We start from the raw sequence: 18,402 nt of genomic DNA on the forward strand, positions 1-18,402 counted from the left end.
CTCGCCGGCACCCGGCCTCCCGCCCTCCGGCGCGCCGCCGCCGCACTGGCCCTCCTGCCGTTGCTGACACTGACCGGCTGCGGCTCCGGTGGCACGGCCGCGGTACCGGCGGGCGCCCAGGCCGCGTCCGCACCGGCCGGCGACCCGGTGGCCGGCGTACGGACCGTGGACGCGGTCGCCTCCCTGCTCCCCGCAGACGTCCGCCGGGCCGGCACCCTCAGGATCGGCAGCTCCATCGGATCGCCGCCCTCCGCCTACTACCCGAACGGGCAGGACAAGCCGCCCGCGGGCCAGGACATCGACATCGCCGACGCGGTCGCCAAGGTGCTCGGCGTGAGGCTGGAACGGCAGGGGGCCTCCTTCGAGACGATCCTGCCCGCCCTCGGCAGCGGCAAGTACGACCTCGGCACGGGCAACTTCGGCGTCACCGCCGAACGGCTGAAGGCCGTCGACTTCGTCACCTACATCAACGACGGCCAGGGCTTCGCGGTCAAGACGGGCAGCACCCGGCTCACCACACCGGTCACCGACCTCGTCCAGCTGTGCGGGCTGACCGTCGGCACCGGAGCGGGCACGACCTTCGAGAAGACCCTCACCGCACAGCGGGGCGTGTGCGCCGCCGCCGGCCGGAAGCCGTACGAGGTCAAGGTCTTCTCCGACCCCGGCGCCGTCACCACCGCCCTCCAGCAGGGCCGCATCGACGTCGTCATGTCGACGATCAACGGGCTGCGCCACCAGGCCGCGCAGCCCGCCGCCAAGACCACCTTCCTGGGCGAGTACCACCGCCTCGACGTCGGCTTCGCCTTCAAGAAGGACTCCCCGCTCACCCCCGCCGTCCAGGCGGCCGTCAACGAGCTGGTCGGGAACGGCACCTACGCCGCGATCCTCAAGAAGTGGGGCACCACCGCCTCCGCGATCGAGACCTCGCAGATCAACCCGGCCGAGCACCCGTGAGGAGAGAACCCGTGAACGACGTCATGGTCGACGTGCGCGGAGTCCACAAGAGCTTCGGACCGCTGGAGGTGCTGCGCGGCATCGACCTGACGGTCAGCGCCGGCGAGGTCACCGTCATCCTCGGCCCCTCCGGCTCGGGCAAGTCCACCCTGCTGCGCACCATCAACCACCTGGAGAAGGTCAGCCGGGGCTGGATCAGCGTGGACGGCGAGCTCATCGGCTACCGCAGGTCCCGGGGCAGGCTCTACGAGCTGAAGGAGAAGGAGGTGCTGAGACAGCGGACCCGCATCGGGTTCGTCTTCCAGAACTTCAACCTCTTCCCGCACCTGACCGTCCTGGAGAACCTGGTCGAGGCCCCGGTCTCCGCGCTGCGGCGTCCCCGGGCGCAGGCGGAGGCGACGGCCCGCCGGCTGCTCGGCCGGGTCGGCCTCTCCGACAAGGCCGACGCCTATCCGCGACAGCTGTCCGGCGGCCAGCAGCAGCGCGTGGCCATCGCCCGGGCGCTCGCCCTCGAACCCAAGGTGCTGCTCTTCGACGAGCCGACCTCGGCGCTCGACCCGGAGCTGGTCGGCGAGGTCCTGGACGTGATCAAGGACCTCGCCCGCGCCGGAACCACCATGATCGTCGTGACGCACGAGATCGGCTTCGCCCGCGAGGTCGCCGACACCGTCGTCTTCATGGACGGCGGGGCCGTCGTCGAACAGGGCCCGCCCGCCTCCGTACTGGACCACCCGAGCCACCCGCGCACCCGGGCCTTCCTCTCCAAGGCCGTCTGACCGCCCGCGAAGCGGACCGGCCCGCCGGCCGCGGGGGCCGACGGGCCGGTCCGGCACGGCGCCGAGGAGTACGGGGCGTCCCGGTCAGCGCCGCGAGATGCGCACCACCCCGGTCTCGGTGCCCTGGTAGAGGGTGCCGTCCGGGGCGGCCGTGCCCCGCATCTGGAGCGGGTTGTAGACCAGCCCGATGCCGAGGAAGGAGCTGGTGAGCTGGGCTCCGGTGGCCGGGTCGATGACCGAGTGGTGGTAGCGGGCGAAGGTGTTGAGGCCCGCGCTGCCGGTCGGCCCGGTGACGGAGACCGTGTAGATCTTCCCGTCGGCCAGGGAGAGCCGGGGCAGCGCCGCCGACTTCACCGGGCTGTTCCACACCACGGAGCAGCCCGTCCCCTCGGCATTGACGTCGATCCGGCTCAGACCCCCGTCGAAGTCCGCGGAGGCCGGCTGGCTCGCGGGCGCCCCCTCGGGCAGCGCCGGGTAGGGGTATCCGTAGGTGTTGGTGACGAAGACGCTGCGGCCGGAGGCGATGACGGCGTCCTCGGTGCCGCTGCGGGCGTACCCGGTCAGCACCGGGATCCGGCACACCGGATCCGGGCCGCCGGCCGCCCGGTAGACGAGCAGGTTCGCGTGCGGGGCGGCGTTGTCCACGATGGCGACGTACTCGGTCCCCCGCTCCGGCCCGAAGAAGGCGGGGGTGGTGCCCGTGCCCCAGCTGAGCTGGCCCGGCTTGCGCCCCGGACCCCGGTCGTAAGGGGTCCGCCGGTCCACGACGGGGGTGCCGTCGGGGGCGGCGGACAGCAGGTAGAGGGCGTGGTCGGTGGCGACGGCCGTACGGCCGGGGACGGTCGAGATGCTGTTCTGGACGCCTTCGCCGGTGCTGATGCTCCGCACCGTGCCGGCGGTCGTGTCGACGGTCCCGATCACCCCGCCGCTCGTGGCGAACCAGACCCGGCCCTCCCAGTCGGGGGTCAGGCCCACGATGTCGTCCCCGGCGGGCACGGCGTCGCCCAGCGGGGTGGACTGGTCGATCCGCAGCTCCCAGCCGGAACCGGTCCGGTGGTGGCCGACGCGGACGAGGGCGTTGTTCCCGTCGACGACGACCAGCCGGTCCGCGTTGTCCAGGTAGGCGTAGACACCGCCGAAGAGACTGCCCTTGGGCAGGGCGAGCGAGGCGAGGTCGGCCCCGGTGCCGGGGTCGAGCAGGTGGACGGTCGGAGTCCGGCCGAAGATGGTGGTGCGCAGGGCGATCACGTACCCGTCACCGCCCACCACGACGGTCGGGCAGGCCGAGGCCAGCGCCGTCCGCGAGTAGTCGATGCCGGAGGTGCCCGGCCCGGGGTAGGCGGTGGTGCCGCTGGAGGCGCTGTCGCCGTGCATGGTCGCGGCTCCGTTGGCCGCGGTGAACGGGTTCTGCGGTGCCTGCGGGCCGTACGGGGAGGCGGGGCCGGGGGCCGAGGCCGGGGCCGAGGCCGGGGCCGAGGCCGAGGCGGGGGCCGCGGTCAGGCCGCCGGAGCCGAGGGCCACGACGAGGGAGAGGGCGAGCGCGGCGAGGCGCCCGCCCGTGGGCGGGGAGAACGGCATCAGGGTGTCCTCGGGAAGGAAGGCGGAGGGAACGGCCGCCCGGCGGGCGGGGCGGCGAACGGGGCGCGACGCCCCGGAGCGGGGCCGGCCGCGGCGAGCGCGGCGGGTGGGTGCCCGGCGCCGCACGGCCGGCCGGCACGGCGGCGGCCGATGGTGCGGCCGGGCCCTCGGTCCGGGTGGCGATCACCCCCGGAACGGCTCTGACGTGGACGTTAGCCGCCGTTCGCGCGATCCGGATCTTTCCGGGGCCGACCGCCACGGCCTGTTCATCCTGTTCACGTTCCCGCAGCACAAGGGCAACACGCGGCCGCTGAAAGCCCCGCCGCCCCGCCGCGCCGGGGCGGCGGACGGGGGCACACCCCACCGGTGCGCGCCCGTCCCACCCCTCATCCGCGCATGGTCTCCGCCAGCCGCCCGCGCAGCCGGGCGAACTCGGGCGAGGCCCGCAGTGCCGGGACGTCCGTGCCCGGCCCCCGGGGCAGCCCCACCGGCAGCTCCGCCACCACCCGGCCCGGCCCCGCCGCCATGACGAGCACCCGGGAACCCAGCAGGACCGCCTCCTCCGCGGAGTGGGTGACGAACAGCACCGTCGTGCCGAGCCGCCCGGCCAGGGTGCGGACCTCCTCCTGGAGCCGCTCCCGCGTCAGGGCGTCGAGCGCGGCGAACGGCTCGTCCATGAGCAGGAGTTCGGGCTCCGCCGCCAGAGCCCTGGCCAGCGCGACCCGCTGCTGCTGGCCGCCCGACAGCTCCCACGTCCGCCGGCCCGCCGTGCCGGGCAGTCCCACCCGCTCCAGCAACTCGGCGATCCGGCGCGGCCGTTCGCCGCGCGGCACCCCGAACCGGGCCAGCGCGAAGGACAGGTTCCCGCCCACCGTGCGCCAGGGGAACAGCCGGGGCTGCTGGAACACCACCCCGGCCCCCGCGCCCGGCCGGGGCGTCTCGCCCCGGACCCGGGCACGGCCCGAGGCCGGCCGCTCGAAGCCCGCGACCACGCGCAGCAGGCTGGTCTTGCCGCAGCCCGAGGGTCCGACCAGGACGACGAACTCGCCCGCCAGGACGCGCAGGTCCACGCCCTCGAGCGCCGTGACCGGCTGCCGGGCGGACCCGTACCGGACCGAGACGTCCGCCAGGTCGACGACCGCCTCCCGGGCCTGCGGTGCGTCAGTTCGCGGCACGGCCGAGCTCCTCCACCGCGAGCGCCCGGCCGAAGGCGGCCTCGTCCGGCACGGCGTCGACCGCCTTCTGCCCCTTGAGGAACACGGCGGCGTCGTGCAGGTTCGCCGCCAGCCTCCCGGGGGCGCCCGGCGTGCCCAGGTAGTCGGGGCCGGCCTGCTCCTTCGCGCTGAGCAGCACCAGTTCCGACAGCTGCCGCTTCGCCTCCTCCGCCGGAAGGCCGAGCTCGGCCCCGATGGACCTCGCGGCCTCGTCGGGGGCCGTGCGGGCCTGCGCGACGGCCGCGTCCTGGGCCTTGATCCAGGCGGTGACCACCTCCGGGTGCTTGGCGGCGAAGGCGTTCGTGACCACGCCCAGGTCGGCGGTGGGCTTGCCCTGCCCGGCCAGTTCACGGCTCGTGACGAGCACCTTGCCGTCCTTCTTCAGTTCGCTCAGCGTCGGCGTCCACACGTAGGCGGCGTCGATGTCCCCGCGCTTCCACGCGGCGAGCGCGTCCTGCGGCTGGAGGTCGACGGTCTGCACGGCCGAGGGCTCGACACCGGCGGCTGCCAGCGCGGCGAGCAGCGAGTAGTGGGCGGTCGAACCGAACGGGGTGGCCACCTTCCGGCCCGCCAGGTCCTTGACCGAGCCGATCCCGGACCGGGCGACGAGCGCTTCGTTGTCGCCGATCAGGTCGTGGATCCACACCACCTTGTACGGGATGTCCAGCGGAGCGGACAGGCCCTTGGTGACGGGGCTCGACCCGGCCAGGCCCAGGTCGACGGCCCCGGCGATGACGGCCGTGTTGACGTCGCCGCCGGATTCGAACCTCACCCACTTCACGTCCACGTCGGGGAGCGCCTTCTCCAGGAGCCGCTGGTTCTTCACCACCAGGTCGGCGTTGGGTATCGCCTGGTAGGCGATCCGCACGGTGGTCCGCCCGGCCGAGCCGCCGGCCGGACCGCCGCCACCCCCGCAGGCCGTGGCGGTGGCGGTGGTCAGGGCGACGGCCGCGGCGAGCAGGAGGGTGCGGCGGGACGGGCGAGCGGGCATGGAAGGACTCCGGTCTGAGGTCGGACGAGGTGAAGGAGGGAGAGGAGAGGGAGGGGAGGGAGGAGGGGGGCGGGTCAGGTGCGGCCGCGCCACGGCACGCCGACGCGCTCGACGATCCGCAGGAGGGTGTCCAGCACGATCCCGGACAGGCCGACGGCGAGGATGCCCGCGATCACCAGCGCGGTCTGGTTGTAGCGCTGGGCGTCGCGGATCATGCCGCCGATACCGGGCACGCCGTTGACGGTCTCCGCCGCCACGACCGAGGTGTAGGCGACGCCGACGGCGATGCGGATGCCCGTGAGGATCTCGGGCAGGGCCGACGGCAGCCGCACGGACAGCAGCAGCGCCACCGGCCCCGACCCCAGGGCCCGCGCCGCCTCGACGAGTTGGCCGGGGACCGTGCGCACCGCCGCCGCGGTGGCCGCGGCGATCGGCGGCAGGGCCGCGATCACCAGGAGCCAGATCTTCGGCGCCTCGTCGATGCCGAACCAGATGACGAGCAGCGAGAGGTACGCCAGCGGGGGCAGCGTCCGCAGAAAGGTCACCGCCGGTTCCAGGACGACGGCCAGCGGCCGGACCGTACCGATCAGGAGGCCCAGCGGCACGCCGGCCAGCACGGCGTACGCCGAGCCGATGGCGATCCTGCCCAGGCTCACGCCCAGGTGCTCGATCAGCAGGTGGCCGCCGTGGCCCCGCACCCCGTCGTGCACGGTGGAGGCGAGTACGAACTGCCGCCACACCTCGCCGGGCGAGGGGACCAGGACCCGCGGCCACACCCCGGCGGACACCACCGCCTGCCAGGCGGCGAGGAGCACCGCGAGCGCCAGGCTCCGCAGCCCGCCCCGGCGCAGCGCCTCGCGCAGCCGGCGGTGGCGGGGGGACGGGACGGCGGCCGGATCCGGTCCGGGCGCCGGGAGGCGGTCCGGTTCCGCCGCCGTCCGCGTGAGGGCCGTCATACGGCGTCCGCCCCCGTCAGGGCGCGCAGCCGGGGGACGACCTCCTCGCCGACCCGGTACGCCTCCTCCAGGTGCGGGTAGCCGGAGAGGACGAACTCGTCGATGCCCAGGGCGCGGTACTCGGCGAGGCGCGCGGCCACCTCGTCGTGCGAGCCGACCAGGGCGGTCCCGGCGCCCTCGCGGACCAGGCCGATTCCCGCCCACAGGTTCGGTGCGACCGTGAGGCGTGCGGCGTCCGCGAGCCCGCCGTGCAGCGCCGTCATCCGGGCCTGCCCGGTGGAGTCCATCGCGGCGAACCGCTCCTGGCTGGCCCGTACGGCCTCGGGATCGATCCCGGAGAGGATCCGGTCCGCCTCCGCCCAGGCCTCGGTGGAGGTGTCCCGGCTGATGACGTGCAGCCGCAGGCCGAAGCGCAGGGTGCGGCCGGCCGCACCGGCCCGCTCGCGCAGCCGGGCGACGCGCGCGGCGACGGCGGCGGGCGGCTCGCCCCACAGCAGCTGTACGTCTGCCTGCCGTACCGCGACCTCCTCGGCGGCGCGGGACGCCCCGCCGAAGTAGAGGGGCACCGGGTGGCGCAGTTCCGGATCGGCCAGGCGGGCGCCCTCGATCCGCAGGTGGGCGCCGTCGTGATCGGCCGTTCCGCCCTCCAGCAGGGTGCGCAGGACCGTCATCACCTCCTCGGTCCGGGCGTAGCGGGCGTCGTGCTCCAGCCGGTCCCCGTACGCGCGCTGTTCGGCGGGATCGCCGCCGGTCACCACGTTCAGCGCGAGCCGGCCTCCGGCGAACCGGCGGAAGGCGTCCGCCTGTTGGGCGAGCAGGGTGGGGCTGGCGAAACCGGCGCGGAACGCGACGAGGAAGCCGATGCGGGTGGTGTGCTGCGCGAGCGCGGCGGTGAGGATCCAGGGATCCGCGCAGCCGAGTCCCACGGGGGTGAGCAGCGAGTGGAATCCGGCCTGTTCGGCGGCGCGCGCCACCTGTGCCAGATAGGGGATGTCCGCGGGCCGCCGGGTGGCGGCCCGGGTGCGGCCCTGGACGGCGGTGACACCGCCCGGATCGCGGCCGTCCCCGCCGGTGGGCAGGAACCAGTGGAGCAGGAGGGGGTGGTGGGGCATGGGAGGACCTCGTCGACGCGGCGGCATGACACGTGGCGTCGCCATCGCAGGATGCAGGATGGTGACACGTGTACACACGCGGGAGGGAAGCGTTGTGGAACGCGTGGGGAACGGACTGCGGTCCGTGCGCAGTCAGAAGCGGCGGATCAGCGGATCAACAGCCGGGCGCACGGGAGACGGCGGCCCGACACAGCATGGTCGATACACGCAGCAGATCCACGTGACGACGCGATACGAGTACGGGGGCCATGGCCGCATCCTGTCGGCGCGTCCGGCGCCACGCAAGAACCGTCCGAATGCTGGACCTCAACGTTCCGCATCGCGGACGCGCATTGCTCCGCAGGGGAGTTGTTGCCGCAACGTGTCGTGTTCGTGGCAGTCGGGTGAGTTCCCGGGCGCGGGCTCCCTCCGTCCCCGGCAGCCCTGGCAGAGTGCCTCACCTCCGGCCCGTCCCGCCCCCTCGTGGAGGCGGCCGGCCCCCTCCCTCGTCCCTCCCTCCGCAAGGACGCGTTCCGCTATGACCGTTTCCCGCGCAGTGGCGGTCGCCGAGGCGCAGCCGCGCCTCGGCGCGCTGACCGTCGTCGACGTCCGCACCCCCGGCGAGTTCGCGACCGGCCACCTGCCGGGCGCCCTCAACGTGCCCTTCGACCGGCTCGCGCAGAGCGCACCGGAACTGCGGGAGGCCGCCGGGCGGGCGCCCCTCCTCATCGTGTGCGCCTCCGGAGCGCGTGCGGACAAGGCCGTCACGGAGCTGGCCGTCCACGGCATCGCCGCCTCCGGCCTCACCGGCGGCACCCGGGCGTGGGCGGCCGCGGGCCACCCGCTGGAGCGCCCCGCCGGGCCCGCACGGGCCGTCTGGGCGCTGGAGCGGCAGGTCCGCTTCACCGCGGGAGGTCTCGTGCTGACCGGCCTGCTCCTCGGGCTCCTCGTACACCCGGCCCTGCAGCTGCTGTCGGCCGCCGTCGCCGGGGGCCTGGTGTTCTCCGCCGTCACCGACACCTGCGGCATGGCGGTGGTCCTGGGCAGGCTCCCCTTCAACCGCCGCGGCGCGCGGCCCGGCGTGTGAGCGCGGCCGCCCCGGCCGCTCCGACCGGCTACTTTATGAGGGGTCAGGACGGGTCGTACGAAGGGGGTGTCGGGGCTGAAACCCCTCAGCACGGAGGGCGCCGCCCTCACGCACCCCTACGCCGCGTACGCCGCGTACGCGGCCATGCGGTCCGCGTGCCCGGTACAGGCCGTGCCCACCGGGTCCGGCGGCCGCGTCAACTACCTGGTCACCGGCTACGCGGAGGCCCGGGAAGCCCTCGGCGACCCCCGGCTCTCGAAGGACACGGCCGCCTTCTTCGCGGGGAGGGAGTCGGGCCGCCGCCTCCATCCGGCGGTAGCCCACACCATGCTGGCCACCGACCCGCCCCGGCACACCCGGCTGCGGAGGCTGGTGACCAAGGCGTTCACGACCGGAGCCGTCAAGGAGCTGCGCCCCTACATCGCCCGGGTCACCGACGAGCTGCTGGACGGGTGCCCGGCCGGTGAACCGTTCGACTTCGTCGCCCGGCTGGCGGTGCCGCTCCCGGTCATCGTGATCTGCCGGCTGCTCGGAGTGCCACAGGCCGACCGGTCCGACGTCCGGCGCTGGTCCGCGGAGCTGTTCGCGGCCGGCGAGCCCGACGTCATCGACGCGGCCTCGCACGCCATCGCCGGCTACATGACGGACCTCATCGCCGCCAAGCGGCGCGACCCCGGCGACTCGCTCCTGGACCGGCTCATCGCGGCCCGCGACGGAGCGGACCGCCTCGACGAGGAGGAACTGGTCTCCCTGGCCGTGCTGCTGCTCGTGGCCGGCCACGAGACCACCACCAACGCACTCGGCAACGCCCTCCTCGCGCTCCTCCTGCACCCGGCCGTAGGCGAACGCCTCCGGCGGGACCCGGACGGGATCCCCGGCGCGCTCGACGAACTCCTGCGCTTCGACCCGTCCGTGAGCACGGCCACCTTCCGCTTCACCACACGGCCCGTCACCCTCGGCGGCACCGACATTCCCGCCGGCGCGCCCGTCCTGGTGTCGCTGGGGGCCGCCAACCGCGACCCGGCCCGCTTCCCGGCTCCGGACCACCTCGACCCGGACCGCGACGCCGCCGCCCATCTCGCGTTCGGCCACGGCATCCACCGCTGCCTCGGCGCCCCCCTGGCCAAGGCCGAACTGGAGACCGTCCTGCGCGCGGTGCTGACCCGCTTCCCGGCCCTCCGCCTGGCCGTACCGCCCGAGCGGCTGGAGTGGCGGCGCACCCGCCTCGTCCGGGGCCTGGCCGCGCTCCCCGTCACGCCCTAGGCCCACCCGCCTAGGCCCACCCGCCCCGACCGGGCCGCACCGAAAACCCGTGGCGGGCCCGCCACCCGTATGCGAACGTGCCGGGGAAAGCCCAGTGCCCGCAGCCGTCAAGGAGCCGACCGATGCGCCGACCGTACATGTCCCCCGTGAAAGGAACGATCATCCACCTGAAGGACATGACGCTCTGTGCAACCCACGCCACGCACGCTGAACCTGGGCATCCTCGCCCACGTCGACGCCGGTAAGACCAGCCTGACCGAACGGCTGCTGTACGCGGCCGGGGTCATCGGCGAGATCGGCAGCGTCGACGCCGGCAACACCCGGGCGGACAGCCTGGAACTCGAACGCCGCCGCGGCATCACCATCAAGTCGGCCGTGGTCAACTTCCCGCTCGGCGAAGGGGATTCGGCGGTCTCCGTCAACCTGATCGACACCCCGGGCCACCCCGATTTCATCGCCGAGGTGGAACGCGTCCTCGGCGTCCTGGACGGCGCCGTGCTGGTCGTCTCCGCCGTCGAGGGCGTACAGCCGCAGACCCGCGTCCTGATGCGCACGCTGCGGAGGCTCTCGATCCCCACCCTGCTGTTCGTCAACAAGGCGGACCGGGCCGGCGCCGACGTCGCCCGCGTCCTGCGGGAGATCGAGCACCGGCTCGCCGTGCCCGTCATCCCCATGGGACGGGTCACCGCCGGCCTCGGCACGAAGCAGGCACGGATCGCCGTGTCCGCCGGAGACGACACCACGTTCGCCGGGCGCCTCCTCGACGTGCTCACCGCCCACGACGACGACCTGCTCGGCGCGTACGTGCGCGACGAGACCTCCATCCCGTACGCGCGGCTGCGGGCCGCCCTCGCGGTGCAGACCCGCTGCGGGCGGGTGTACCCGGTGTACACCGGGTCGGCGATCACCGGCGCCGGCATCGAGGGCCTCGTCGAGGGCATCCGGGAACTCCTGCCCGCCGACCGGGGCGATGCCCGCGCACCGCTCTCCGGAAGGGTGTTCAAGGTGGAGCGGGCGGAGGGCGGCGAGCGGATCGCCTACGTCCGGCTGTTCAGCGGCGAACTCCGGTCCCGCGCACACGTTCCCGTCTCGGGCACCCCGTACAAGGTCACCGGCCTGGCCGTCTTCGACCGGGGCGCGGCGGTGCGCCGTGCGGTGGCGCGGGCCGGGCAGATCGCCGTCCTGCGCGGCCTGCCCACGGTCCGGATCGGGGACGCCGTGGGCCGCGAACCCGACGGCCGGCCGTACGGCCGCGTCTTCGCCGCGCCCTCCCTGGAGAGCGTCGTGACGCCGGCCGGCCCGGACGGCGCCGGAGCCCTGCACACGGCCCTCGCCCAGCTCGCCGAGCAGGACCCGCTGATCGGCCTGCGCCAGGACCCCGACGGCGGGGCGCCGTCGGTCTCCCTCTACGGGGAGGTCCAGAAGGAGGTCCTCGCGGCCACCCTCGCCGAGGAGTACGGGATCGCGGTCACCTTCCGCGAGACGACTCCGATCTGCGTGGAGCGCGTCACGGGGACGGGAGAGGCGTACGAGATCCTCGACCACGACGGGAACCCGTTCCTGGCGACGGTCGGGCTGCGCGTGGAGCCGGCGCCGGCCGGCAGCGGCGTCCTCTTCCGCCGGGAGGTCGAGCTCGGCTCGCTCCCGCTGGGCTACATGCGGGCCGTCGAGGAGACCGTGCACGCCACTCTGCGGCAGGGGCTGTCCGGCTGGCGGGTGCCCGACTGCGCGGTGACCATGACCCACTCGGGCTTCTGCAGCATCCGCAGCACGGCCGGCGCCTTCCGGGCCCTGACCCCGCTCGTCCTGATGTCCGCGCTGCGCCGGGCCGGGACGGCGGTGCACGAACCGGTGCACCGGTTCCGCCTGGAGTTCGAGCAGGACGCGTACCCGGCGGTCGCGCTCGCCCTGGCCCGCCACGGGGCGCTGCCGGGCACCCCGATGACACGGGGCGACTCCTGCGTGGTCGAGGGCCACCTGCCGGCGGACCGCGTCCACGGCCTGGAACGGGAGCTGCCCGAGCTCACCGGCGGGACGGGCGTCCTGGAGACGGAGTTCGACCACCACCGCCCGGCCGGCACCCCACGCGTCCGGGAGCGGACGGACCACAATCCGCTGCACCGAGAGGAATACCTCCTGCACGCGCACCGGCGGGTGTGAGCGCAGGGGTCCCGCTGCGCGCACAGGGGCACCGGGCCACCGGGCCGGCGGGATTCACGGCCCGGTGCCCTCGGTCCACCAGACGCCCAGTCGCTGGCGCGTCACGACCCAGCCCCGCGCTTCACGGCGGAACTCCCAGTCGTAGGGTCCGCCCATGGCGTGGGGGGAGGCGGGGGCGCCGGGTGCGGGATCGGTGACGAACCACATGTAACCGATGCCGGTGGCCCGGTCGCCGTCGACCTCGAAATGCGTGTTGAGGATGTGGTGCTGCATCGTCGGATACCCTGCCTCGGCCCGCTCCACCTTCTCCCTGATCGCCTCACGTCCGCTGATCCTGCCCCAGGGGCCGAACTCCAGGACCGCGTCGTGTGCCCAGCAGCCGGACCAGGTCTGCCAGTCCTTGTGGTCCAGGGCCCGCCACCCGCGCATCAGGAGGGCGCGCAACGCCTCCTTGTCCTCGAGCGCGCGCAGCCGGCGCAGAAGGCCGTCGGCGGGGGTGTCGGTAGTCGTCTTCATTCGGTTGCCTTTCGCGCGGGGCGGGCGTAGCCGGACCGGGAGTTCGGTCCGGCCCGCGGCAACGAGTCTGGGCGGAGCAGGCGCCCCCTGCCAGGACGGCTGCCGCCCGGGTGTACGACACCCAGGCGGCAGCCGTCGTCACCTCTGGAAGATCGGGCCGGGGCGGGCGTCGCCGGACCGGCTCTCACCGCCGTGGACCGTCCCTCCGCCGGAGGCGCCGGTGACGTCCGTGGGGGCGGTGTCGGCGGCGTGATCGCCGCCGATCCCACCTTGGAATATGCCGTCCCCGGGGAAGTGGCCGCTTCCGCCCGCGCCGCCGGTGGGCGGCTGCGCGTCACCACCCGTGGGGGCCTGTCCGACGCCACCGCCGGGAGGCGTGGTGTCACCGCCGGTGGCGGCGTCGTGGTTGATCCGGCTCAGGTTGCCGAACTTGCGGAGGACGTCGAGGAACGGGTTGTCGCCGTCGCCGTCCGTGGTCACGCGGGTCACGGTCCGGGCCGGCGCGGCGTGCGCGGCGGACGCGGTGAGGGCGAGACCGCCCGTGGCGATGGTGGTGGCGATCAGGAACGGGGCGAGGCGGCGGGTCGTGATCGACATGGCGCAGGACTCCTTGCGGGGCGGGTGGCCGGTGTCTCCATTGGGCCCCGGGGCACGATGTCCGGTCACGGCCCGGAAACCCGTGGCTTGACAGCCCCGCACCACCCCCTCGCGGGATGTGCCTACGCCTCCTCGGCGACGGTGTCACCGGAGGGCGCGGCCGCCCTTCGCCTGCGGTACACCACCACGCCGCACACGGCGAGCAGGAGCAGGGCCACGGCGGACACCCCGAGGGCCGTCTGCTCGGCGAAGAGCCGGCCCAGCACCTTGAGCACACCCAGCCCCGCGGTCGCGTAGATCAGCGCCCAGGCGGCCCCGCCCAGGAAGAGGGCGGGGAGGTAGCGCGGCAGCGGCATCCGCATGCTGCCCGCGAGGAAGTTGGCGGCGGTCTGGAAGCCGACGGTCAGGAACGAGACGGCCACCACCGGCGAGCCCCACCGCTGGATCGCCCGTTCGGCGCGCCGGAACTTCGACGAGGAGATCCGTTCGGCGAACCTGCTGCGACGGGCCCCGGCCGCGGCGAGCCAGCCGACGGCGAAGGTCCCTCCGGCACGGAGCAGGACGATCACGTACAGGGTTCCGGCCGTGATCGCGACCTTATCCACGGCGACGCCCCGAACCGAGCCCCGGTCCGGAACCGGGGAGCTCCGTCACTCGTACGGGTAGCCCCGCCACGGCGGGCGCACGACGCACACCAGCCCGGTCACCGTCTCTCACCTGCACCCTGCCCCTGTCCGTTCCGTTCCATGGGTCGCCACCTGCGGCACCGGACCCCGAACCTACAGGGCCCCACGGCAAGCAAGGTAAGCCTAACCGAACGCGCAGGTGGGGGTACAGGGTGCGGGGGAGCGGAAGCGGCGGCCGTCGTGTCAGGCCGTGTCTGCGGGGCGGCGGCGGATCCGGTCACTAGCCTGATGCCATGACTCCCGCGTCCCACCCCGCCCCGGACCGGTACACCGTCGTCCTCCGCCCCGGCCCGCCCGGTGTCCGGGACGCCAAGGGCCACGACGCGGTCCTGCGCACCGCCCGGGTCGTGGCGACCGGAGCCACCGGCGTCTCCGGCTACCCCTGCTACGAGGGGGAGGGGCTCCGGGCCGAGATCGACCCCGAGAGCCGGGCCGTCGAGGCGGTGACCGTCGACGGTGAGGAGCTCCCGTACGGCTGGATCGCCCAGCTGGCCGACGACGCCCCCGGCCGCCCGGGGACCTGAGCGACGCACGGACCCGAGCCGCGCGCCGTCCGGCTCGCGCCCTATGCCGGCGGGGCCGCGGGGCCGAGGAGGGCCCGGGCGATGGCCGTCTGCTCGGGCTGGAGCGTGGTGGCGCCGTCCTCGATGTCCCAGAGGCAGTTCTGCAGGACCCGGCCGAGCGTCCATCCGGCGGCCCGCTCCCGGTCCAGGCCCACGACGTCGGTCATGAGGTCGAAGCGGTGGCGGACGGCCCGGGGGACGTCTCCGGTGGCGAGGACGTCGTCCCACCGGTTGCGCAGCGCGGGCAGCAGCTCGAAGCCCGGATCGCCGGCGAGGGGCTTGGGGTCGATCGCGAGCCACGCGGAGCGTTCCGACGCCGGTGAGGACGGAAGCGGGGCGAGGACGTTGTCGTAGTGCAGGTCCCAGTGCAGGAGCCGGTCGCCGGGCTCGTCGACGACCTCCCTCATGGCGGCCGCGCACGAGGCCAGCAGCCGCCGCTCGGACGGATCCGGCAGCGAACGGGCGGATGCGGGGACCAGGTCGAGCATCGCGCGGGCGATGTCGGCCAGCCGGCGCAGCCCGGCGGGGGCCGCGGTGGCGGACAGGTGCGCCAGCAGCTCGGAGAGACGGGTGAGGGCCGTCGTGGCGTCGGGCACCGCCGAGAGCGGCCGGGCGGCGTCAAGACGCTCCAGCAGCAGGGCGCCGCACTCCGGATCGGTGTCCAGCAGTCCGACCGCATGGCGCGCGCCCCAGACGCGCAGGGCGAGCGGCTCGTCCCGGGTCTCCTCGTCGACGGGCTGGAGCTTGAGCACGGCGGACGAGCCGTCCGCCCGGAGCACCGGCAGCACGAGGGCCACGACCCCGTGGGCCGCCGGCCCGTCCGGGCGCAGGCTCCAGCGGCCGGCCAGCTCCTCGGCCAGGGCGGGCAGGCCGGCGGCCCACGCCCGTCGGCCCTGCTCGCCGAGCGATTCGGCGAGGGCCGCCGGCACCTCGACCGGGAACCGAGACCGGTCACTTCCCACGATGCCCTCCCGGACGACTGGGTTCAGGTCAGCGGACGACGTCGAAGACCTGCTTCTGCAGCCCGTTGGCGTAGGCCTCGTGCTCGACGAGCTTGAGCTTCTGGGCGTCCTTGTCGGTGGTGCTGAAGAGCCGCTTGCCCGCGCCGAGGAGGAGGGGGAAGACGAGGAGGTGGTAGCGGTCGATCAGGCCGGCGTCCGAGAGGGCCCGGTTCAGGGTGGCGCTGCCGTGGACGATGATGGGGCCGCCCTCGGTCTCCTTCAGCGCGGCGACCGCGTCGAGCGAGCGCAGGATCGTCGTCTCGCCCCAGTTCGTCACGAGGTCCTCCTCGGCGAGGGTGGTGGAGACGACGTACTTCGGCATCACCTTGTAGTCGGCGAACTCGGCCATGCCGGGCCACACGGGGCTGAACGCCTCGTAGCTGGTCCGGCCCAGCAGCATCGCCGCGGCCTCCTTCTGCTCCGCGCCCTTGATGGCGAAGGCCTCGGGGAGGAACTCGACGTCCTTGAAGGTCCAGCCGGCGTTGCGGTAGCCGGGCTCGCCGCCCGGGGCCTCGACGACGCCGTCGAGCGAGATGAAAGCGGTGCTGATCAGGGTTCGCATCTGGGGTCCTCGGTGTCTGGGGTGGCGATGGTCGACATGATCTCTGACTGCCGGTGGCGCGGAAACTCATCGGTCTTCGATCGCGTGACATGAGACACAGTGCGCGCGGCGGCCCGGCGGGCCTCGGGGAGGGGGTTCAGGCGGCTTCATTTCGCTCTTTGTCCGTGTTTGCCACGGACATATCGCACTCCACCGGAAACGGAATTGTCGACTTTCAGTTGTCTGTGTCCAACGCGGCTGATGGGAGGTGGTTCCGGCGGTGTGTCAGGTCGGTCCCGACGTGGCCCGCGCGGGGCGATGCACGATCGCGCGGCCCTTTCAAGCCGGGGCACGGAGCCCGCGCGGCGCGCACGCGGTCCGGCTTGCCATCCCGTCGCGGGGCTTCTCAGAATGACGGCTCCTCCGGCGCCCCGCGGTCCGGCGCCGGAAGCTTCGCGATCACCGAGTGAGGTCACGCATGAGGAAGCACCGTAAGAAGACGCACTACAGGAAAATAGCCGTCGCCGTCGGAGCGCTGACCATCGTCGGCGTTCCCACGGCCGCCATGGCCTGCCTGGACCCCCGGGACGGCGGTCCCGCGCACACGGCCGCCGCGGCGCCCCGGCAGGACCCCTCCCTCCTCGGCACGCAGGCGCCGCCGCGGGTGGAGCCCCCGGTCGAAGCACCGGTCGAGGCACCCGCAGCCGTGCCGCCGGCCCCCGCGCAGCCCGTCGCCGAGCAGCCGGCCGAGCCCGCCGCCGACCCCGCGCCGCCCGTGCCGGCCGCGGCGCCCCCGGCCGCGCCGGTGGCCGCGCCCGCGCCCCCGGCCCCGCAGGCCTCCGGCGCCCCGGCTGACGCCCAGGCCCGGGTCCTCGCGCTGGTCAACCAGGAGCGGGCCGCCGCCGGCTGCCCGGCCGTCACCGTGAACGCGAAGCTCACGAAGGCGGCCCAGGACCACAGTGCGGACATGGCCGCCCACGCCGACATGTCCCACACCGGCTCCGACGGCTCCGACCCGGGTCAGCGCATCACCCGGGCCGGATACCAGTGGCAGACGTACGGCGAGAACGTCGCCTACGGCTACAGCACCCCCGAACAGGTCATGGAGGGCTGGATGAACAGCCCCGGCCACCGGCGGAACATCCTCGACTGCTCCTACCGGGAGATCGGCATCGGCCTGGCCCAGCCGGGTCAGTACTGGACGCAGGACTTCGGCGCGGCGCGCTGATCCGCCCGAGGCGTCCTACGCCCCCGAGTACTTCCTGATCAGCTCGTACGAGCGGACGCGCTCGCGCAGGCCGTAGACGGGCGTGGTGAGCATCAGCTCGTCCGCCCCGGTCTCCTCCGCCAGCTCCCCGAGCCGGCGGAGGACGGCCTCGGGCGTGCCGACCGCCTGCTGTGCCCGGAAGGCCGCCAGGGCCGCCCGCTCCGGCTCCGTGAACGGGTGCGCGGCCGCCTCCTCGGGCGTCGGGAAGGGAATGTCGCTGATGCCCTTCAGGAGCCCGGCCTTGACGACGTCCATCGGCCCGACGAGCCACCGGGCCTCCTCCTCCGTCTCCGCGCACACCGTCTCCACGCAGAGCAGCACCCGCGGCCGCTCGCACCAGCGCGACGGGGTGAACGCCGCCCGGTAGTGCTCCAGGACCGCCCGGGTGTTCTCGGGCCGGATGTGGTGCGCGACGGCGACCGGCAGGCCGAGTTCGGCGGCGAGGCCCGCCCCGGCGGTGCTGGAGGCCAGCAGCCAGGGCTCCGGGAGCGGCCCGAGCGCCACCTCGTCGACCAGGAAGGCCAGGGTCGCGGCCACGTCGTCGCGGTACTCCGCGTCCGTCGTCGGCCCGGCCCCGCGGCGCAGCGCCCGCGCGATGGTCTCGTCGAAGGTCCCGGGGCCGCGGCCGATGCCCAGGTCGATGCGGTCCGGGTGCAGGGCCGCCAGCGTTCCGAACTGCTCGGCCAGCGTGAGGGGCGCGTGGTTGGGCGCCAGGACCCCGCCGGATCCGATGCGGATCGCCGAGGTGGAGGCCGCGGCGTGCGCGGTGAGCACGACCGGCGGGAAGGCGCCGATCGCGGGGGAGTGGTGGTGCTCGGCGTACCAGATCCGGTGGTAACCCAGCCGCTCCAGCTCCTGGGCGAAGGCCGCGGTGTCCCGCAGGGTGTCCAGGGCGCGGGCGCCCGTCTGGACCATCGCGACTTCGAGTGCGGAAAGAGGTATCTCGACCATCCCGCCAGCATAGGGATCACGCGTCCGGCGAAGACGACGATGATCCTTTTCACGCCACGCGGCGAGCCGGGCGGCCCGCGCGCGGAGCCGACCGCCGTAAGCGGCGGCGCCGCGCGGGCCCGGGCACATTGACGCGATCGCGACGGGCACACCGGCCGCGGCCGGTGTGCCGCCGGCCCTTCCGGGGCCGAGCCCGCCGCCTCGGCCCCC

18 protein-coding genes are annotated in these 18,402 nt (G+C 74.4%); 7 read left to right on the forward strand and 11 right to left on the reverse strand.

The features are described from left to right. Positions 1-54 precede the first annotated feature (54 nt). A complete protein-coding gene (locus AB0O29_RS28235; RefSeq protein ID WP_365156795.1) occupies positions 55-954 on the forward strand; it encodes an ABC transporter substrate-binding protein in 900 nt (299 codons plus the stop codon). 23 nt (positions 955-977) lie between these two features. After that, complete coding sequence (locus tag AB0O29_RS28240) at positions 978-1,730, forward strand: amino acid ABC transporter ATP-binding protein (protein ID WP_365156798.1); 753 nt, start codon at positions 978-980, stop codon at positions 1,728-1,730. 84 nt (positions 1,731-1,814) lie between these two features. Here the strand turns inward: AB0O29_RS28240 and AB0O29_RS28245 are convergent, their stop codons facing one another. The 5 genes from AB0O29_RS28245 to AB0O29_RS28265 form a co-directional block, all read right to left on the reverse strand. Continuing rightward, entirely contained in the window at positions 1,815-3,308 is a 1,494-nt protein-coding gene (locus AB0O29_RS28245) for a hypothetical protein (protein ID WP_365156756.1), read from the reverse strand. 386 nt (positions 3,309-3,694) lie between these two features. Further along, positions 3,695-4,483 carry an ABC transporter ATP-binding protein gene (locus tag AB0O29_RS28250; RefSeq protein WP_365156758.1) on the reverse strand — a complete coding sequence of 263 codons (789 nt, stop codon included), beginning with the start codon at positions 4,481-4,483 and terminating at the stop codon, positions 3,695-3,697. Beyond that, a complete protein-coding gene (locus tag AB0O29_RS28255) occupies positions 4,470-5,513 on the reverse strand; it encodes a glycine betaine ABC transporter substrate-binding protein (RefSeq protein ID WP_365156761.1) in 1,044 nt (347 codons plus the stop codon). Before AB0O29_RS28255 ends, AB0O29_RS28250 begins: the two co-directional genes overlap by 14 nt. 74 nt (positions 5,514-5,587) lie before the next feature. Then, positions 5,588-6,469, reverse strand: coding sequence for an ABC transporter permease (locus AB0O29_RS28260; RefSeq protein ID WP_365156764.1), 882 nt, complete (start codon positions 6,467-6,469; stop codon positions 5,588-5,590). Next, positions 6,466-7,581: an LLM class flavin-dependent oxidoreductase gene (locus AB0O29_RS28265; RefSeq protein ID WP_365156766.1), complete on the reverse strand. Its 1,116-nt coding sequence runs from the start codon at positions 7,579-7,581 to the stop codon at positions 6,466-6,468. The genes AB0O29_RS28260 and AB0O29_RS28265 overlap by 4 nt, the downstream gene beginning before the upstream one ends. Positions 7,582-8,098: 517 nt before the next feature. Between AB0O29_RS28265 and AB0O29_RS28270 the strand changes: the two genes are divergently transcribed. From AB0O29_RS28270 to AB0O29_RS28280, 3 genes are all read left to right on the forward strand, one after another. Next, positions 8,099-8,647, forward strand: coding sequence for a rhodanese-like domain-containing protein (locus AB0O29_RS28270; protein WP_365156768.1), 549 nt, complete (start codon positions 8,099-8,101; stop codon positions 8,645-8,647). Between the two features lie 144 nt (positions 8,648-8,791). Next, entirely contained in the window at positions 8,792-9,910 is a 1,119-nt protein-coding gene (locus tag AB0O29_RS28275) for a cytochrome P450 (protein ID WP_365156801.1), read from the forward strand. 186 nt (positions 9,911-10,096) lie between these two features. After that, positions 10,097-12,070 (forward strand): translation factor GTPase family protein, encoded by a 1,974-nt coding sequence (locus tag AB0O29_RS28280; protein WP_365156771.1) that lies wholly within the window; start codon positions 10,097-10,099, stop codon positions 12,068-12,070. 54 nt (positions 12,071-12,124) lie between these two features. Here the strand turns inward: AB0O29_RS28280 and AB0O29_RS28285 are convergent, their stop codons facing one another. The 3 genes from AB0O29_RS28285 to AB0O29_RS28295 form a co-directional block, all read right to left on the reverse strand. After that, positions 12,125-12,586, reverse strand: a complete 462-nt coding sequence (locus tag AB0O29_RS28285; RefSeq protein ID WP_365156773.1) for a nuclear transport factor 2 family protein — start codon at positions 12,584-12,586, stop codon at positions 12,125-12,127. A gap of 138 nt (positions 12,587-12,724) precedes the next feature. Further along, positions 12,725-13,183 (reverse strand): hypothetical protein, encoded by a 459-nt coding sequence (locus tag AB0O29_RS28290; protein ID WP_365156775.1) that lies wholly within the window; start codon positions 13,181-13,183, stop codon positions 12,725-12,727. Positions 13,184-13,305: 122 nt separating this feature from the next. Beyond that, positions 13,306-13,788 (reverse strand): VTT domain-containing protein, encoded by a 483-nt coding sequence (locus AB0O29_RS28295; RefSeq protein WP_365156778.1) that lies wholly within the window; start codon positions 13,786-13,788, stop codon positions 13,306-13,308. Positions 13,789-14,102: 314 nt separating this feature from the next. Here AB0O29_RS28295 and AB0O29_RS28300 point away from each other — a divergent pair, with 314 nt between their 5' ends. Continuing rightward, positions 14,103-14,393, forward strand: coding sequence for a hypothetical protein (locus AB0O29_RS28300; protein WP_365156781.1), 291 nt, complete (start codon positions 14,103-14,105; stop codon positions 14,391-14,393). 41 nt (positions 14,394-14,434) lie between these two features. Here AB0O29_RS28300 and AB0O29_RS28305 read toward each other — a convergent pair whose 3' ends face one another. Together AB0O29_RS28305 and AB0O29_RS28310 are read right to left on the reverse strand one after the other, a co-directional pair. Further along, positions 14,435-15,394 (reverse strand): aminoglycoside phosphotransferase family protein, encoded by a 960-nt coding sequence (locus AB0O29_RS28305; RefSeq protein ID WP_365156784.1) that lies wholly within the window; start codon positions 15,392-15,394, stop codon positions 14,435-14,437. Positions 15,395-15,422: 28 nt separating this feature from the next. After that, positions 15,423-15,995, reverse strand: coding sequence for a dihydrofolate reductase family protein (locus AB0O29_RS28310; protein ID WP_365156787.1), 573 nt, complete (start codon positions 15,993-15,995; stop codon positions 15,423-15,425). Positions 15,996-16,452: 457 nt separating this feature from the next. Between AB0O29_RS28310 and AB0O29_RS28315 the strand changes: the two genes are divergently transcribed. Continuing rightward, a complete protein-coding gene (locus AB0O29_RS28315; protein ID WP_365156790.1) occupies positions 16,453-17,202 on the forward strand; it encodes a CAP domain-containing protein in 750 nt (249 codons plus the stop codon). Positions 17,203-17,217: 15 nt separating this feature from the next. Here AB0O29_RS28315 and AB0O29_RS28320 read toward each other — a convergent pair whose 3' ends face one another. Then, complete coding sequence (locus AB0O29_RS28320) at positions 17,218-18,192, reverse strand: LLM class flavin-dependent oxidoreductase (RefSeq protein ID WP_365156793.1); 975 nt, start codon at positions 18,190-18,192, stop codon at positions 17,218-17,220. Positions 18,193-18,402 lie beyond the last annotated feature (210 nt).

This window comes from Streptomyces sp. NPDC089915, assembly GCF_040684675.1.
Taxonomy (GTDB): Bacteria; Actinomycetota; Actinomycetes; order Streptomycetales; family Streptomycetaceae; genus Streptomyces.

Coding starts and splice junctions, on each gene's coding strand:
- AB0O29_RS28260 (WP_365156764.1), bottom strand. CDS start 6,469: ATGACGGCCCTCACGCGGACGGCGGCGGAACCGGACCGCCTCCCGGCG.
- AB0O29_RS28270 (WP_365156768.1), top strand. CDS start 8,099: ATGACCGTTTCCCGCGCAGTGGCGGTCGCCGAGGCGCAGCCGCGCCTC.
- AB0O29_RS28285 (WP_365156773.1), bottom strand. CDS start 12,586: ATGAAGACGACTACCGACACCCCCGCCGACGGCCTTCTGCGCCGGCTG.
- AB0O29_RS28245 (WP_365156756.1), bottom strand. CDS start 3,308: ATGCCGTTCTCCCCGCCCACGGGCGGGCGCCTCGCCGCGCTCGCCCTC.
- AB0O29_RS28310 (WP_365156787.1), bottom strand. CDS start 15,995: ATGCGAACCCTGATCAGCACCGCTTTCATCTCGCTCGACGGCGTCGTC.
- AB0O29_RS28315 (WP_365156790.1), top strand. CDS start 16,453: ATGAGGAAGCACCGTAAGAAGACGCACTACAGGAAAATAGCCGTCGCC.
- AB0O29_RS28255 (WP_365156761.1), bottom strand. CDS start 5,513: ATGCCCGCTCGCCCGTCCCGCCGCACCCTCCTGCTCGCCGCGGCCGTC.
- AB0O29_RS28290 (WP_365156775.1), bottom strand. CDS start 13,183: ATGTCGATCACGACCCGCCGCCTCGCCCCGTTCCTGATCGCCACCACC.
- AB0O29_RS28265 (WP_365156766.1), bottom strand. CDS start 7,581: ATGCCCCACCACCCCCTCCTGCTCCACTGGTTCCTGCCCACCGGCGGG.
- AB0O29_RS28240 (WP_365156798.1), top strand. CDS start 978: ATGGTCGACGTGCGCGGAGTCCACAAGAGCTTCGGACCGCTGGAGGTG.
- AB0O29_RS28300 (WP_365156781.1), top strand. CDS start 14,103: ATGACTCCCGCGTCCCACCCCGCCCCGGACCGGTACACCGTCGTCCTC.
- AB0O29_RS28320 (WP_365156793.1), bottom strand. CDS start 18,192: ATGGTCGAGATACCTCTTTCCGCACTCGAAGTCGCGATGGTCCAGACG.
- AB0O29_RS28275 (WP_365156801.1), top strand. CDS start 8,792: ATGCGGTCCGCGTGCCCGGTACAGGCCGTGCCCACCGGGTCCGGCGGC.